The 14,354-nt window shown below is 54.4% G+C and carries 18 protein-coding genes; 8 read left to right on the top strand and 10 right to left on the bottom strand.

Annotation, left to right across the window (positions count from 1 at the left end; genetic code table 11):
• Positions 1–66: 66 nt before the first annotated feature.
• The 4 genes from smpB to FCN51_RS12015 are packed head-to-tail and all read right to left on the bottom strand — an operon-like array spanning position 67 to position 3,103.
• On the bottom strand, positions 67–573 hold the full coding sequence (gene smpB, locus FCN51_RS12895) for an SsrA-binding protein SmpB (protein WP_003628823.1): 507 nt from the start codon (positions 571–573) through the stop codon (positions 67–69).
• Complete coding sequence (dapA, locus tag FCN51_RS12535; RefSeq protein WP_003628825.1) at positions 573–1,463, bottom strand: 4-hydroxy-tetrahydrodipicolinate synthase; 891 nt, start codon at positions 1,461–1,463, stop codon at positions 573–575. Before dapA ends, smpB begins: the two co-directional genes overlap by 1 nt.
• 10 nt (positions 1,464–1,473) lie before the next feature.
• Positions 1,474–2,361: a prephenate dehydratase gene (locus FCN51_RS12235; RefSeq protein ID WP_124295362.1), complete on the bottom strand. Its 888-nt coding sequence runs from the start codon at positions 2,359–2,361 to the stop codon at positions 1,474–1,476.
• Positions 2,362–2,368: 7 nt separating this feature from the next.
• The gene (locus FCN51_RS12015; protein ID WP_003628829.1) at positions 2,369–3,103 is read right to left on the bottom strand and encodes a 3-deoxy-manno-octulosonate cytidylyltransferase; all 735 of its coding nucleotides are present in this window, start codon (positions 3,101–3,103) and stop codon (positions 2,369–2,371) included.
• A 108-nt stretch (positions 3,104–3,211) separates the two neighbouring features.
• On the opposite strand from FCN51_RS12015, the gene FCN51_RS11890 reads away from it, so the two are divergent.
• From FCN51_RS11890 to FCN51_RS11685, 4 genes are all read left to right on the top strand, one after another.
• A complete protein-coding gene (locus tag FCN51_RS11890; RefSeq protein ID WP_003628831.1) occupies positions 3,212–3,730 on the top strand; it encodes a c-type cytochrome in 519 nt (172 codons plus the stop codon).
• Positions 3,727–4,524 (top strand): inositol monophosphatase family protein, encoded by a 798-nt coding sequence (locus FCN51_RS11850; protein ID WP_035365614.1) that lies wholly within the window; start codon positions 3,727–3,729, stop codon positions 4,522–4,524. The genes FCN51_RS11890 and FCN51_RS11850 overlap by 4 nt, the downstream gene beginning before the upstream one ends.
• A gap of 103 nt (positions 4,525–4,627) precedes the next feature.
• A complete protein-coding gene (serA, locus tag FCN51_RS11695) occupies positions 4,628–5,887 on the top strand; it encodes a phosphoglycerate dehydrogenase (protein ID WP_004449129.1) in 1,260 nt (419 codons plus the stop codon).
• Between the two features lie 2 nt (positions 5,888–5,889).
• Complete coding sequence (locus FCN51_RS11685; RefSeq protein WP_160256166.1) at positions 5,890–7,401, top strand: YifB family Mg chelatase-like AAA ATPase; 1,512 nt, start codon at positions 5,890–5,892, stop codon at positions 7,399–7,401.
• A 23-nt stretch (positions 7,402–7,424) separates the two neighbouring features.
• Here FCN51_RS11685 and metC read toward each other — a convergent pair whose 3' ends face one another.
• Positions 7,425–8,633 carry a cystathionine beta-lyase gene (gene metC, locus FCN51_RS11680; protein WP_124305993.1) on the bottom strand — a complete coding sequence of 403 codons (1,209 nt, stop codon included), beginning with the start codon at positions 8,631–8,633 and terminating at the stop codon, positions 7,425–7,427.
• Entirely contained in the window at positions 8,630–9,571 is a 942-nt protein-coding gene (locus FCN51_RS11670) for a sulfurtransferase (RefSeq protein ID WP_160256165.1), read from the bottom strand. Before FCN51_RS11670 ends, metC begins: the two co-directional genes overlap by 4 nt.
• Positions 9,572–9,640: 69 nt before the next feature.
• On the opposite strand from FCN51_RS11670, the gene FCN51_RS11640 reads away from it, so the two are divergent.
• On the top strand, positions 9,641–10,732 hold the full coding sequence (locus FCN51_RS11640) for an AI-2E family transporter (RefSeq protein ID WP_004449136.1): 1,092 nt from the start codon (positions 9,641–9,643) through the stop codon (positions 10,730–10,732).
• Positions 10,729–11,412 (top strand): endonuclease/exonuclease/phosphatase family protein, encoded by a 684-nt coding sequence (locus FCN51_RS11305; protein ID WP_003630606.1) that lies wholly within the window; start codon positions 10,729–10,731, stop codon positions 11,410–11,412. Before FCN51_RS11640 ends, FCN51_RS11305 begins: the two co-directional genes overlap by 4 nt.
• 3 nt (positions 11,413–11,415) lie before the next feature.
• Here the strand turns inward: FCN51_RS11305 and cls are convergent, their stop codons facing one another.
• The gene (cls, locus tag FCN51_RS10980) at positions 11,416–12,843 is read right to left on the bottom strand and encodes a cardiolipin synthase (RefSeq protein WP_160256164.1); all 1,428 of its coding nucleotides are present in this window, start codon (positions 12,841–12,843) and stop codon (positions 11,416–11,418) included.
• Between cls and FCN51_RS10945 the strand changes: the two genes are divergently transcribed.
• Positions 12,824–13,123 carry a YraN family protein gene (locus FCN51_RS10945; RefSeq protein WP_236661297.1) on the top strand — a complete coding sequence of 100 codons (300 nt, stop codon included), beginning with the start codon at positions 12,824–12,826 and terminating at the stop codon, positions 13,121–13,123. The genes cls and FCN51_RS10945 overlap by 20 nt on opposite strands.
• Positions 13,124–13,127: 4 nt before the next feature.
• The gene (locus FCN51_RS10615) at positions 13,128–13,292 is read left to right on the top strand and encodes a YraN family protein (RefSeq protein WP_236661295.1); all 165 of its coding nucleotides are present in this window, start codon (positions 13,128–13,130) and stop codon (positions 13,290–13,292) included.
• 60 nt (positions 13,293–13,352) lie between these two features.
• On the opposite strand, the gene FCN51_RS10340 is transcribed toward FCN51_RS10615, so the two are convergent.
• From FCN51_RS10340 to FCN51_RS09385, 3 genes are all read right to left on the bottom strand, one after another.
• The gene (locus FCN51_RS10340) at positions 13,353–13,670 is read right to left on the bottom strand and encodes a hypothetical protein (RefSeq protein ID WP_004449141.1); all 318 of its coding nucleotides are present in this window, start codon (positions 13,668–13,670) and stop codon (positions 13,353–13,355) included.
• A gap of 72 nt (positions 13,671–13,742) precedes the next feature.
• Positions 13,743–14,081 carry a Grx4 family monothiol glutaredoxin gene (grxD, locus tag FCN51_RS09595; RefSeq protein WP_003630611.1) on the bottom strand — a complete coding sequence of 113 codons (339 nt, stop codon included), beginning with the start codon at positions 14,079–14,081 and terminating at the stop codon, positions 13,743–13,745.
• 27 nt (positions 14,082–14,108) lie between these two features.
• Complete coding sequence (locus tag FCN51_RS09385) at positions 14,109–14,339, bottom strand: BolA/IbaG family iron-sulfur metabolism protein (protein WP_006115272.1); 231 nt, start codon at positions 14,337–14,339, stop codon at positions 14,109–14,111.
• Positions 14,340–14,354: the final 15 nt, after the last annotated feature.

Below are 14,354 nucleotides of genomic sequence, written 5' to 3'. Positions count from 1 at the left end.
TGCCGGGGTTTTTTTTTATGCTTGGCTGATTGAATATTTAAACAGGCAACAAACGGGAAAGAGGGGTTAATAGTCTCCCTTCCCCTTGTTCCGGATCAAGCGCGCTTTATCACGCTGCCAATCTCTGTCTGCGATGCTCTGGCGTTTGTCATGGCTTTTCTTACCGACGCCCAAGCCGAGCGTGACTTTAGCTAAGCCTCTATCATTAAAATGCACATTCAAGGGCACAAGTGTTGCGCCCTGCTTGGCAATGGCACCTATAAACTTGCGCATTTCCTTACGGTGCATCAGCAGCTTGCGCGGAGCGCGCGTATCAAAGCGAGAGAGAACACCCCCCTGATATTCGGGAATATAGCTGTTGAACAGCCAGAGCGCTCCATCGCGTTCACCAGCAAAGGCTTCGTTAATGGTGGCACGGCCAAGGCGCAGGCTTTTTACTTCAGCGCCCTTTAGTACGAGCCCGGCCTCAATGGTTTCCAGAATATTGTAATTGAAGCGCGCCTTACGGTTTTGCGCCACCATGCCATGAGAGATCATGGAGCTTTTGGCAGATTTTCCAGATTTGGAGCTCATCAGTTCAGTAGCCCGACATCAACAAGGGCAGCGCGTATTTTCTCACGAGAAGGTTCGGTTAGCGGTGCAAGCGGCAGGCGGCAGGTTTCACCTGCAAGCCCTAGCAGGCTGGCGGCGTATTTGGCCGGGGCCGGATTGCTCTCGCAAAACAGCGTATCATGCAACGGTAGGAGCTTATCCTGAATCGCAATGGCATCCTGCGTGCGGCCTTGCTGCCACGCCTTTTGCACATTGGCACACAAGGCGGGTGCCACATTGGCGGTTACACTAATGCAGCCATCACCACCCGCAGCCAGAAAAGCTACAGCGGTGCCATCTTCCCCAGAAAGCTGGTTAAAACGCTTTTCTACGGCGCGGCGCACCTGCAATGGGCGCAGCAGGTTGGCCGTGGCATCTTTTACGCCAATAATGTTAGGGTGCCGCGCCAGACGCGCCATTGTTTCCACGCTGATATCAACAATGGAACGGCCCGGAATATTGTAAAGAATAACCGGAATGGAAATGGCATCAGCAATAGCCATGTAATGCCGGTAAAGCCCTTCCTGCGTGGGTTTGTTGTAATAAGGTGCAACCACCAATACAGCATTTGCCCCGGCTTTTTCAGCATACTGTGCCAGATCTATAGCTTCGGATGTGCTGTTTGAGCCTGCGCCTGCAATAACAGGAACGCGCCCGGCCGATACCTTGATGGTACGCTCCACAACCGCGTGGTGCTCAGCATGAGAAAGGGTTGGGCTTTCCCCCGTTGTGCCAACAGCGCACAAGGCAGCTGTACCCTCACGGATCTGCCAGTCCACCAGTTTTTCGAACGAGGCAAAATCCAGACTGCCGTCCCGGTTCATGGGGGTAATCAGCGCGGTAATGGACCCGGAGAAAAAGGTATCAGACATGGGCAGTCACTTATCCTGAAATGGCATGTGCCGGCGTGGCGCGCGGCGTATCCTGAGAAGTATGCTGGCGGAAGGGCGATTGAGGGTAGACACCTAGAATTGTGGTGTTCTGTGCAAAAAAATCAAGTTCTGCCAGTGCTTTGCTCAACCGTATATCATCTGGGTGTCCATCAACATCCAGCAAAAAACGGGTGGCGGCAAAGGTTTCACCAGACATGTAGCTTTCCAGCCGGGTCATGTTTACGCCGTTGGTGGCAAACCCGCCCAGTACTTTATACAACGCGCCGGGTTGGTTTTTGACACTGAAGATCAACGTCGTCATCACATTGGGGGTTTCTACCGGCGGGCGGTCTGCTGTGCGGGAGGCAATATAGAAACGCGTGGTGTTGTGGTCTGCGTCTTCCACGTTCTTTTTAAGAATTTCCAGCCCATACAGTTCTGCCGCCAGAGCAGAAGCTACAGCGGCTTCTTCTGGCTTTTTCCATAGAGCCACCAACTCCGCAGCGCCTGCCGTATCAAACTCGGCTACGGGTTCCAGATTGTAATCACGGATCAGGTTTCTGATCTGCCCTAAGGCCACAGGGTGCGTGTGCACGCGCCGCACCTGTTCCATACGGGTGCCGGGCACAACCAGCAGGCAGTGTTCCACCCGCTGAAAGTGCTCTCCCACAATTTGCAGGCCAGAAGCTGGCAGCAGGGAATGAATATCCGGCACGCGGCCAGCCAGACTGTTCTCACACGCCAGCATGGCCAGTTCTGCCCGGCCCTGATGCACGGCATCAATGGCATCAGCAAAGGTGCGGCATGGCAGGGTTTTCCACCCCGGTTTGGCATTGCGGCATGCCAGATCTGAATATGCGCCCGGTGTGCCCTGAAAGGCGATAACCTTTTGTGTCATGCCTCAATTATGCTCCAAATGCACGGCGTGCGCGTTCCAGATCTTCTGGTGTATCCACCCCAAATGGCGCTGATGCAAGGCGTGTGCAGCCAATACGCATGCCAGCTTCCAGTGCCCGCAGTTGTTCCAGACTTTCACGCTTTTCCAAACCAGATGGTGGCAGAGCTACAAATCGCTCCAACGCAGCGCGGCGCCACCCGTATACACCAATATGGTGCCATAGCGGCCCATTGCCCCACGGAATAGGCTGGCGGGAAAAATAAAGCGCAGGCGCTGTTTGCGTGTCCTCTGAAAAATCACAGGCCACTTTCACCACAGAAGATGCGTTCTTTTCAGCATCCGATGTTACGGGCGCAACCAGTGTGCCAACATCATACGCAGGATTGGCCATAACATCCATAACGGCACGCAATGCCTGCGGTTCAAATGTTGGCAGGTCCCCCTGCAGGTTCAGCAGCACATCATATTTGCCATCAGGATCAAACGCTTGGGTGGCCTGCCATACTCTGTCTGACCCGGAAGGTAAGTCGGGGTCTGTCAGAATCGCGGTGCCACCTGCAGCGGTTACAGCATCATAAATTTCCTGATCCGCCGCGGCCACCACAACCGGGCCAATATTGGCGGCCATGGCTGCATCCCACACACGCAGTACCATGGGGCGGCCAGCAATGTCTGCCAGCGGTTTTCCTGGCAGGCGAGTGGAAGCAAGCCGGGCAGGTATGACAACAAGAGAAGAGACCATCAGCTTGCTCCGAAAAGCGGCTCGTCCTATAGCCGGTTGAAAGCGGCGCGCAGTTTATGAAAGCTGCACGGTAAACGCAACCGGCAGAAAACGAGGTGCCTCCCGGGCATGGATGGCAGGTTTCTGAACAGAATAGCGGTTTCCGCCGTGCTTAGTGCGGCAGTGCTGGCAACATGTGTGTTTGCTGCACGCAGCACCGTGCCAGATACAGCCCCTGCCCGCCCTGCTTTTTCTTTGCCGGGGTTAGAGCCCGTACCTATTGCTCCGTTAATGGCGCAGGCCAATGTGCAGCGTGGTGGTGCAACCGTCAGGCAGGTTTGCGCGCAGTGCCACGCCTTGGCTGGTGGGGCCGCGGAAAACGCCGGGCCACCGCTAGCCGGTGTTGCTGGGCGTGGTGTGGCATCATGCACTGGCTACACCTATTCTGCGGCGTTACGGCAGCATGCAGGCCAGCATTGGACAGACCAGATGCTAGCGGATTGGCTTATGGCCCCTGCTCGCTTTGCGCCCGGCACACGTATGTCTCTCACTGGTATACCAGATCCCGCCCAACGGGCGGATGTTATTGCATTTCTTCACACTCTCGGCGGGCAGGTTGCGCCCGCACAGGCAGGATGCACACCATGACACATTCGGAAGAACTCGGCCTTTTTACAGACGTCGCCACCATGATGGCAGATGCCGCCCGCACGGTTGTGCGTCCGTGGTTCCGACGAGATGTGGCGGTGGATGATAAAAAGGATGCAAGCCCTGTAACCATTGCAGACCGCAGTGCAGAACGTGTGATGCGCGCCATTCTGGCTGAACGCCTGCCTGATCACGGCGTGTTTGGTGAAGAATTCGGCCACGAAAACCCAGAGGCTCCGTGGCAATGGCTGCTGGATCCGGTGGATGGCACGCGGGCTTTTGTAACGGGGCGCCCCATGTTTGGGACGTTGATTGCCCTTTGCCATCATGGTGTGCCGGTGCTGGGGCTGTTGGATCAGCCGGTGCTGAATGAACGCTGGTTGGGTGTGAAAGGTCAGCCTACGCAGTTTTCATCACCGTTGGGCGGTCGGCCTGCCACACGCAAGAACGTGGCGCTGGAAGCTGCAGAAATGTCCTGCACATCCCCCGAAATGCTGGAACTTGCCCCCCACACTGGCTGGAAAACCCTGAAAGCCTGCGCCAAGCGCATGACATGGGGCGGAGATTGCTACGCCTATGGCCTGCTGGCTTTGGGGCAGATTGATCTGATAGCCGAATGTGACATGAATCCGTGGGATTGGGCTGCCCTTGTGCCCGTTATTGAAGGCGCAGGCGGCGTGATAACAGCATGGGATGGCACGCCCTTACGGATGGATGGAGACCGCACGGTACTGGCGGCTGGCTCGGCATCTTTACATCAGCAGGCCGTGGCAACATTGCAGGCAGATCGCTAGATTTCGGTATCTTTTCTTTATCTCTCATGCGGCGGCCCTATCAATTTTGTAGTTTTTGAGATAGGTCTGCCGCTCGGCACAACAGCTATTTGGTCGGTTCCACATGAGCACAAGCACGCACCTGTCTCTCCCCAAGGACAAGATCCGCATTCTGCTGCTGGAGGGTATCCACGATAGTGCCGTCGCCCTTCTTAAAGCCAGCGGTTATGAAAACGTTGTGCGTCATAAAGGCGCGCTGGAGGGCGATGCCCTCAAAGAGGCGCTGGAAGGTGTGCATATTGTTGGCATCCGTTCCCGCACGCAGCTGACCAAGGAAGTGCTGGATGGCGCAGACCGGCTTATGGCCATTGGCTGCTTCTGCATCGGCACCAATCAGGTTGATCTTGAAGCTGCGCGTATGAACGGTATTCCCGTTTTTAACGCACCTTACAGCAACACACGTTCCGTGGCGGAACTGGTGATGGGCGAAATTGTCATGCTCATGCGCCGCATTTTCCCACGCTCTGTGGAATGCCATGAAGGTAAGTGGTCCAAATCCGCCCATAATAGCTGGGAAGTACGCGGTAAAACGCTGGGTATTGTCGGCTATGGCTCCATTGGTTCCCAGCTTTCCGTGCTGGCAGAAGCCTTTGGCATGCGCGTGGTGTATTACGATGTGGTGGACAAGCTGGGTCACGGCAATGCGCTGCCGGTAGAAACGCTGGAAGACCTGCTGGCGCAGAGCGATGTTGTGAGCCTGCACGTTCCGCAGTTGCCTACAACCAAGAACCTGATGGGTGAAGCCCAGATCAAGGCGATGAAGAAAGGCTCTTTCCTCATCAACAATGCACGCGGCAACGTGGTTGATCTGGATGCGCTGGCAGAAGCACTGAAAAGCGGTCACCTGCTGGGCGCGGCTATTGACGTGTACCCCAAGGAACCAAAAGGCCCGAACGATAAGCTGGAAACACCTGTGCAGGGGCTGGATAACGTTATCCTTTCTCCACACGTTGGTGGTTCTACCGTGGAAGCGCAGGAACGCATTGGCGTGGAAGTGGCGCGCAAACTAGTGGAATACTCCGATGTGGGTTCCACATTTGGTTCCGTGAACTTCCCAGGCGTTCAGTTGCCGCAAAGCCCGCGCGGCACTCGCTTTATGCACGCGCACCGCAATGTGCCGGGCATGATGATGCGCCTGAACGAAATCTTCATGAATGCAGATTGCAACGTTACGGCGCAGTTCCTGCAGACGGATGGAGAAATCGGTTACGTGGTGATTGAAGCCGATACCGGCGGCAACACGGAACTGGATGATCGTCTTCTTCAAGACCTGCGTGGCATGGAAGGCACAATCCGCGCACGTTTGATTTACAAAGGTAAATAAGCGTGTCTATCGGGGCGGGAATACTCAATTCCCGCATCCGTAGCTTTGCCTTTTGCGGCATAGAAGCCCGCCCCGTTTGGGTGGAAGTGCAAATTTCTAGCGGTTTACCAGCCTTTTTAATGGTTGGCCTGCCAGATAAAGCCGTAGCAGAAGCGCGCGAACGTGTGCGTGCGGCACTCACTTCCATCGGGCTTGCCCTGCCTGCCAAGCGTATTCTGGTTAATCTTGTTCCTGCGGATATTCCCAAGGAAGGATCGCATTTCGATCTGCCCATAGCTTTGGCGTTGCTAACAGCCATGGGTGTGATACCCGGCGAGGAAGTGGCGCGTTATGCCGCTTTGGGCGAACTTTCCCTAGATGGACGGCTTAACCCGGTTGCGGGTGTGCTTTCTGCTTCCTTGGAAGCAGCTTCCATGAATTTGGGTTTGGTATGCCCTGCGGCACAGGGGCAGGAAGCCTTGTGTGGTGGGGATATTTCCATTCTGGCCGCACCAGACCTGCTGGCACTTATCAATCATTTTAACGGATTGCAGGTTTTATCTCCTCCAGAGTTTTCTGCGCAGGAAGATGAACCGGTATCTGAACCCGATCTGGCGGATATCCGCGGGATGGAAACGGGCCGCCGTGCGCTGGAAATTGCAGCCACAGGCGGACATTCCCTGTTGCTCAGCGGGCCGCCGGGTGCAGGTAAATCCATGCTGGCTGCGCGTTTGCCTAGTCTATTGCCAGATCTTTTGGTGGCAGAAAGTCTGGATGTTTCGCGCATTTATAGTGCGGCGGGTTTGCTGGTAGGTGGTCGGCCCATAAGGCGTCCGCCTTTTCGTGATCCGCACCATTCGGCCAGTTTGCCCGCTTTAGTGGGCGGAGGTGTCCGTGCGCGGCCGGGTGAAATCAGCCTGGCGCATCGGGGTGTATTGTTTTTAGATGAATTGCCAGAATTTTCCCGCTCCGCTTTGGAAGCACTAAGGCAACCGTTGGAAACCGGCCAGATCAGCATTGCGCGTGCTGCTGTGCACGTTACCTACCCTGCCCGCTTCCAGCTTATTGCGGCCATGAACCCATGCCGTTGCGGATATCTGGGCGATGCCAGCCGAGAGTGCCGCAAAGCCCCGCGCTGTGGTGAGGATTACATGAACCGTCTTTCTGGCCCCTTGCTGGACAGAATAGACATGCATCTTGCCATGCAGCCCTATGAACCCTTGGGGTATATGGCAGGCCCGCCGGGAGAAAACAGCGCAACAGTAGCTGAACGCGTGCAGTGTGCGCGCCAGATGCAGGCAGAGCGGCAAGGTGCGCGCAAAAATGCAGAAGCCGCATTGGAAGATCTGTGTGTATCGGTAGAAGCGCAGAACATGGCGCAAGCCATAGCGGCCAGATTTCGGTTTTCTGCACGCGGCTATACACGCATGTTACGCGTAGCACGCAGCATAGCTGATCTTGCTGGAGAGCTGGATATTCAGCCCCAGCATGTGGCAGAAGCAGCTACCTATCGCAGCCGGGGTTCTGCTAACTAACCCCGGCTGGTAGAATAAAGTGGTCAGGCGCTTTTAAGAACCTGTAAGCCCTGTTCCAGATCAGCAATCAGATCATCCGGGTTTTCCAGCCCAATCTGAAGGCGGAAGGCAGGTCCATTCTGCACTGGGGATTCACTGCTGCGGGTAATGCCGCCTGTGGTCGGAAGAATAAGGCTTTCATACCCACCCCAAGATGCGCCAATGCCATACATCTTCAGGGCATCAATCATGCGCTGCATGTCCTGCACTGTGTAATCGGCTTTCAGCACAACACCAAACAGGCTGCCTGCACCGGTAAAATCACGCTTCCAATATGTATGGCCGGGGCATTCCGGTAATGCAGGGTGCAGTACGCGAGCCACTTCTGGCCGGGTTTGCAGCCATTTGGCAATGTGCAGGGCAGATTTTGCCTGCTGAGCCAACCGCACGCCCATGGTGCGGAGGCCGCGCAAGGTAAGCCAGCATTCATCCGGCCCAGCCACCTGCCCCATCTGAATGGCGGCATCGCGCAATGTATGCCACAGGCGCGTATCGGCAACAGTAACGGCACCCGCAATTACATCAGAATGGCCAGCAGGGTATTTTGTAAGCGCCTGAATAGACACATCCACGCCATGTTTGAATGGCGCAAAAATACCAAAGCCCCATGTGTTATCAAAAAATAGCAAGGCACCATGCGCATGGGCAATTTCTGCTAACATGGCAACATCCTGCACCTCAAACGTGTGGCTGCCGGGGCTTTCCGTAAACACCACGCGCGTATTGGGGCGCATCAGGGCCGTTATAGTTGCGGCATCTGCACAGGGTGGAAAATATGAAATTTCCACTCCAAAGCGCTTGAGCATATTTTCTGCAAAGCGCCGGGTTGGGCCATATACGTTATCTGCCAGCAGGCAGTGGTCGCCGGCTTTGAGAAAAGCCAGAAGCGGCGTGGTGCAGGCTGCCAGACCAGAACAGACAACTTGCGTGTCCGTACCCCCTTCTATGGTGGCAATGGCTTTTTCCAGCTCATGCTGGGTGGGCGAGCCCATAGCCCCATAAATGCTGACATGCTCATACCGCTTGCGGCCAGTTTGTTGCATGGCATCCAGAGAAGGAAACACAACGGTAGAGCCACGTTCCAGTGGCAGGTTTACGTAGGTGCCTGCTTCTGTTGCTTGTGGGCGGGCAACATGGCTGAGGGAAGATGCAAGTTTAAGCCAGCCGGCGGAAACTTTGTTTTCGTCTGTCATGCTGTGCGTTCCACTGTTACGGGCGCATTGGGGAAGCTGCCCCACTCTGCCCAGGATCCATCATACAAGGCACCCATATTAAGCCCGGCAATAGCCAGACCTGCCGTCAGCACGGCAGCTGTCATACCGGAGCCGCAGGTGGTTATGGGAGTATCAGATTCCGTAATGCCTGCTTGTGCAAAGAGAGCGCGCAACTGTTCAGGGGGCAAAAACTGCCCTTTTGTATTCAGCAGGTTTTTATAAGGCATATTACGTGCGCCCGGCATGTGGCCAGAGGCAACGTTGGGCCGAGGTTCCGGTGCTTCGCCATAAAAACGGGCAGCGCTGCGGGCATCCAGAATGGGGTGTGAGCCATGTTTCACAATATCCAGCATGTCCCCCAGCCCCACAATATGCGTATAGCATGTGCGTGGCTGATAAGGTGCTGGCAACGCTGCGGTAGGAGCAGCTGCTTCTGTTGGGTGTCCATCACGCCCCCATGCAGGCAAACCGCCATCAAGAATAAAGCTGCGTTCATGCCCAAACAGGCGCGTTAACCACCACCCGCGGCAAGCCGATGCAACATTGCCCTGATCATAAAAAACCACGGTATCCTGTGCCGTTATACCCAGCCTGCCAAACAGGTGGCTAAACCGCGCGGCGGAGGGAGCTGTATGCGGCAACGCACTTTCTGGGTCAGAAAACAGTTCGATATCAAAATACCGGCTACCGGGAATATGCGCTGCGGCAAAACTTTGCTGCGGGTTAAAGGTTTCTCCCGGCAAAAGGGCAGTTGCATCCAGCACATGCACGCCGGAGGTGCCAAGCATTTCGGCCAGTTTTTGTGTGGAAATAAGAGGTGACATATCGGCTGCCTGACCTACTGTTATTTTGAATATTCTGCGGCAAAGATCACACAGCCCTGTCTGGCTGGCAAACAAAACATCATGGTGCGGCATGTTAAGTGTGCATGGAGAAGTTTTGTTTTCACACCAGACAAAATCCAGATTTCATGATTTAATGGCCGAATGGCAACTGGTCAGCCCGCTTCTACCGAACGCATCATGCGGCTGCTGCTTTTGGGCGGCATTACGTATGGGTGCGTGCTGGTGCTTGCACCCTTTTCTTCCGCCTTGCTGTGGGCAGGTGTGCTGGCTTATACAACATGGCCATTGTTCCAGCATTTGCGCCGCCGCATGGGGCCAAATGCTGCCAGCCTGACCATGACGCTGCTGTGTGCCGTGGGCGTGGTGTTGCCGTTGGCGTTTTTGGCATCTGCCTGTGTATCATCCGGCCCCCGTTGGGCGCGGCAGATTATGGCATTTGTTGGCACAATTCATGAACTGCCACCCCTACCCCATTGGGTCACATCACTGCCGGCTTTTGGGCCGGATATCAGCCACCATTGGGAGCGCTGGAGCCGCAACATCAGCTCTGTAGGGGATGAACTGCGTCCCTATGCAGGTGAGATCATTCAATCTCTCCTTGAAGTGTTGATGCGCATGGCCAATGGCGCCCTGCATCTGGTTATGGCGCTGTTTATCGCCTTCTTTTTTTGGCTCAGCGGCCCCATGTTATGGGATACGGTGCAGGCCGTTATGGTGCGTATTGCGGGGCATCAGGCCGGGCGGCACCTGCATATTGTGGGCAGCACAGTACGCGGAACAGTGTATGGCATTTTAGGCACCGCGATCATACAGGGTATTCTCACAGGTTTGGGCCTGTGGCTGCTGGGGGTTGGAGAAGCCGTTATTTTAGGTGTGCTGGCGGCTTTTTTGGCGGTTTTTCCCATAGGTGCCCCGTTGGTATGGATACCTGCTGCCCTATGGCTATTTGGCATGCATCATCCGGGAAAAGGCATTTTACTGCTGCTTTATGGTGTTTTGATTATATCGGGGGCAGATCATCTTATTCGCCCGCTGTTTATTGCACGCGGCAGTAAGCTGCCCTATCTGCTGACAGTGCTGGGCGTTATTGGCGGCCTTCTGGCTTTCGGTGGCGTAGGTATTTTTCTGGGGCCAATTCTGCTGGCTATTGGCTTTACACTCACAACAGAATTTGCAGCGGATGAAGCCGCACAACCTCTTGCGCAGGATGAAAAAAGGACTCTGACATCATGAGGCGTCCACTCTCTCGATTGGTTGAGTTTGCGCGTCGCAAGTCAGCCCATTCCTTTGTTGCCTGCGATATGGAGGGCGTGCGGGTTATCAGCTGGAACCTGCTGCGCCGCACTGGGGCAACCGTGCATGATATTGCCGCCCTTATCGAGGCTGAAAAGCCCGATGTGCTGCTTATGCAGGAGGCCACGGTAGAAATAGACGTGCTGCCAGATGTGATTGGTGGCCACTATGCGCGTAACCCGCAGCCGGGGCGCATTCACGGTGTAGCATGTTGGAGCCGTATTCCGTTTGCACGTGCGCCCAGAGCCTGCACCATTCCTTCTGGCCCGCTGTTTAAGCGCCATGCCCAGATTATTGAGTATGAGAAGTTTTCTCTGGCCAATGTGCATCTGTCTCATGGGCAGATGTTAAACCGTAAGCAGTTGCGGCGCTTGGCCACCCTGCTTTCTCCCCCATGTGCCATTTTGGGGGATTTCAACCTGTTGGGCCCAACATTGGTGCCGGGCTTTAAGGATGTTGGGCCTAAGGCCCCCACACACCGGATGGTGGATTTGCTGCCTATTAGAATTGACCGGTGCCTGGTGGAAGGCATGCAGTGTTTAAGCGCCCGTGTTTTGCCGGTTTTTGCCTCGGATCACCGGCCTATTGCCGTTACTTTACGGCCTTTGATCGGGCTGTAATTTTTACAGATAGGGCATAAACAATCTGGCAAATGCATCCCGGATCTGGATGATCTTGTTACGGTTATCCAGATCATAATGTGTGAGCCGTTTGTTGCGGTGCTTGGTAATAAAATTATCCAGCATTTCGGCCAATACGGTATCGTAGATTTCCATATTGATTTCAAAATTCAGCCTGAGGCTACGAATATCAAGATTGGAACTTCCCACACAAGACCATGCGCGATCGACCACCATTAACTTGGAATGGTTAAAGGGGGGATTTGCCAGCCAGACGCGCACGCCAGCATTCAGCAAAGGTGCGATATTGGCGGCACACGCCCAATCCAGCGGCAGATGATTGCTCTGGTGGGGGATAACAAGATCAACCTGCACACCACGAAGGGCCGCCAGCCCCAGTTCGGACATAAGGCGTTGCCCCGGCAGAAAATAAGGTGTCATCAACCTTACGTTTTTGCGGGCCAGCGTAATGGCCTGCAACATGGTGTATTCTATTTTTTCCAGATCCGTATCCGGCCCAGCCGTAACAATACGCGCGAGTGATTCACCCGTGCTTTTGTGTTCCTGAAAATACAGATCACCATGCAGGCGTTCCTGCGTGGTAAAATACCAATCCCACGCAGCAGCTTCGGCCAACTGGCGTACCACCGGGCCTTCCACTTTAAAATGCGTGTCCGATACCGGGTGTTTGGGTTTGCGGGAAACCATGTTTTCATCCGCAATATTCAGCCCGCCTAAAAAGCCGATACGCCCATCTACCACCAGAATTTTACGGTGATCGCGCAAATTAATGAAAGGCATCCGCCACGGCAGCAAAGAATGCATAAAGCGCGCGCACGGCACCCCTGCCCGCCGCAACCGATGGTAAAGGGGAGAAAGAAAATAGCCGCTACCTATGCCATCAACCAGCACACGCACCTGCACGCCACGTTTATGGGCGGCAACCAGTTTATCTGCAAACAGGCCACCAACTTTGTCATCTCTAAAAATATAAGAGCACAGCAAAATGCTTTTGCTGGCCTTGTCGATGGCATCCAGCATATGCGGGTATGCGCCATCTCCATCATGCAATGGAATGATGGAATTGCCACCGACCAGAGCACGACTGCTTAGCTTGCCTACCATAAGGGCTAATGGCGCAAACTGGCCTTCTAATTCCCTGTTCCAAGATGAAGGCTGGTCTATTTCCAACCGGCGGGGGGAGCGATCTCCAACCAGCTTTTTGGCCAAGCGGGTGACGCGGTTGATGCCAAACATCAAATAAAGGGTTGTGCCCAGCAGCGGCATAAAAACACATGCGCCTATCCACCCGATAGCAGATGCTGTGTTGCGTTTTGTAAGAAGAATGTGCAACCCGACAGAAACAACCAGCACAAATCTGATAACTGTAAGCACAAGCGTAAAAGGTGAAATGGACAAGTCTGGCAACATGATAGGTAAAATGCTCACACAAAATGGGCTGGGCTATAAGATACCGAACAAAGTGGCTGCAAAACAGGGGCCAGCATTTTTGCAGAAACAAAGAAACGGCAGTGTTGCTTACACGCAAGGTGTGGCTGCCGAACAGCAAGCCTGCAACTGGCTAGAGCAGGATGGATGGACAGTGCTTTTACGCAGAGCCCGCACCCATCGGGGTGAAATTGATATTGTGGCCAGTAAAGCAGCAGTTTTGTGCTTTGTGGAAGTAAAAAAACGGCGTTCTATAGAATGAAGCCTTGGTAAGTTTACAGCCAGCGCAACAGCGGCGCTTGTTCCGCGCGGCGGAATGTCTGCTGCAAAAGCACCCTTATTGGCAATATGAAGAAATGCGTTTTGATCTGTTTGTGTTTGATGATGCAGGCAGAATGGAACGGTTGGAGGATGTTATCCGCCAAATGTAAAAAAGGCGCTTCTGCAACAGGAGCGCCTTTAAAACATTCTTGGGTGTAAAAGAGAAAAAATCAGGTGCGGTGGCGGTGTTTGACACTATGTGCAGAAACCGCATGCGCCGGATGGTAGCTTACAAGCCGCACCATGCTATGGGCCTTGCCATGCTGGGCTGCGGCCAGAACAACACGGTGTGAAGACTTGGCTACAGCAACATGGCGAACATGATGCACAACCGGTGGCGGCGCTGCTGTAAGTGCCGCAAAAGTCAGCTTGCTGGCTTCCAGATCAGAAATAATGCGTTCTGCCCGAGCAGAGGAAGAAGTGGTGACCAACCCTACGCCAAGTGCTGTAAGAGCAAGAGCGCCACGTACAACCGCAACTCGTTTCATTAATCTGATCCCAACCTGTTTCTCTTTTCTTTAGGGACTATACAGGCCCACCCCCACTTGACAACCCAAAAATCAGGCTGGGGCGTTACAAGGAATGTTTTTTTCCTTGAACAGGTTCTGCAGCTCACCAGACTGATACATTTCGGTGACAATATCGCACCCGCCAATGAATTCCCCTTTTACGTAAAGCTGGGGAATTGTCGGCCAGTTTGAGAAATCCTTAATGCCCTGACGGATGGCTGGATCAGCCAGCACGTTTTCGGTTTTGAAAGGCACGCCAAGGTGCTGGAGAATCTGCACGACGCGCGCAGAAAAACCGCACTGAGGGAAATCGGCATCCCCTTTCATGAACAGCATTACGGGGTTGGCTTCAATGTCCTGCTTGATGCGCTGCTGTGCTGTATCTGTCATGGTCTGATATCCTTAAAAGCTAAGTGATTAGGGAGCAGAAGTTGTAAGCGCCAGCGCATGCAGCTTGCCGCCCATGTGGCCCTGCAGGGCCTGATAGACAAGCTGATGCTGCCGCACGCGTGAAAGGCCCCGGAAGGCTTCGCTCACCACGGAACAGGCATAATGATCACCATCCCCTGCCAGATCATCAATCTTGATCTGGGCATCCGGAAAAGCCTGCCGGATATAGGTTTCGAGTTCTGTGGCGGACATTGCCATCGGTCTGCTTCCTTC

It is taken from the genome of Acetobacter pasteurianus (assembly GCF_009914215.2).
GTDB lineage: Bacteria > Pseudomonadota > Alphaproteobacteria > Acetobacterales > Acetobacteraceae > Acetobacter > Acetobacter pasteurianus.
This window is presented reverse-complemented; position numbering and strand designations above follow the sequence as displayed.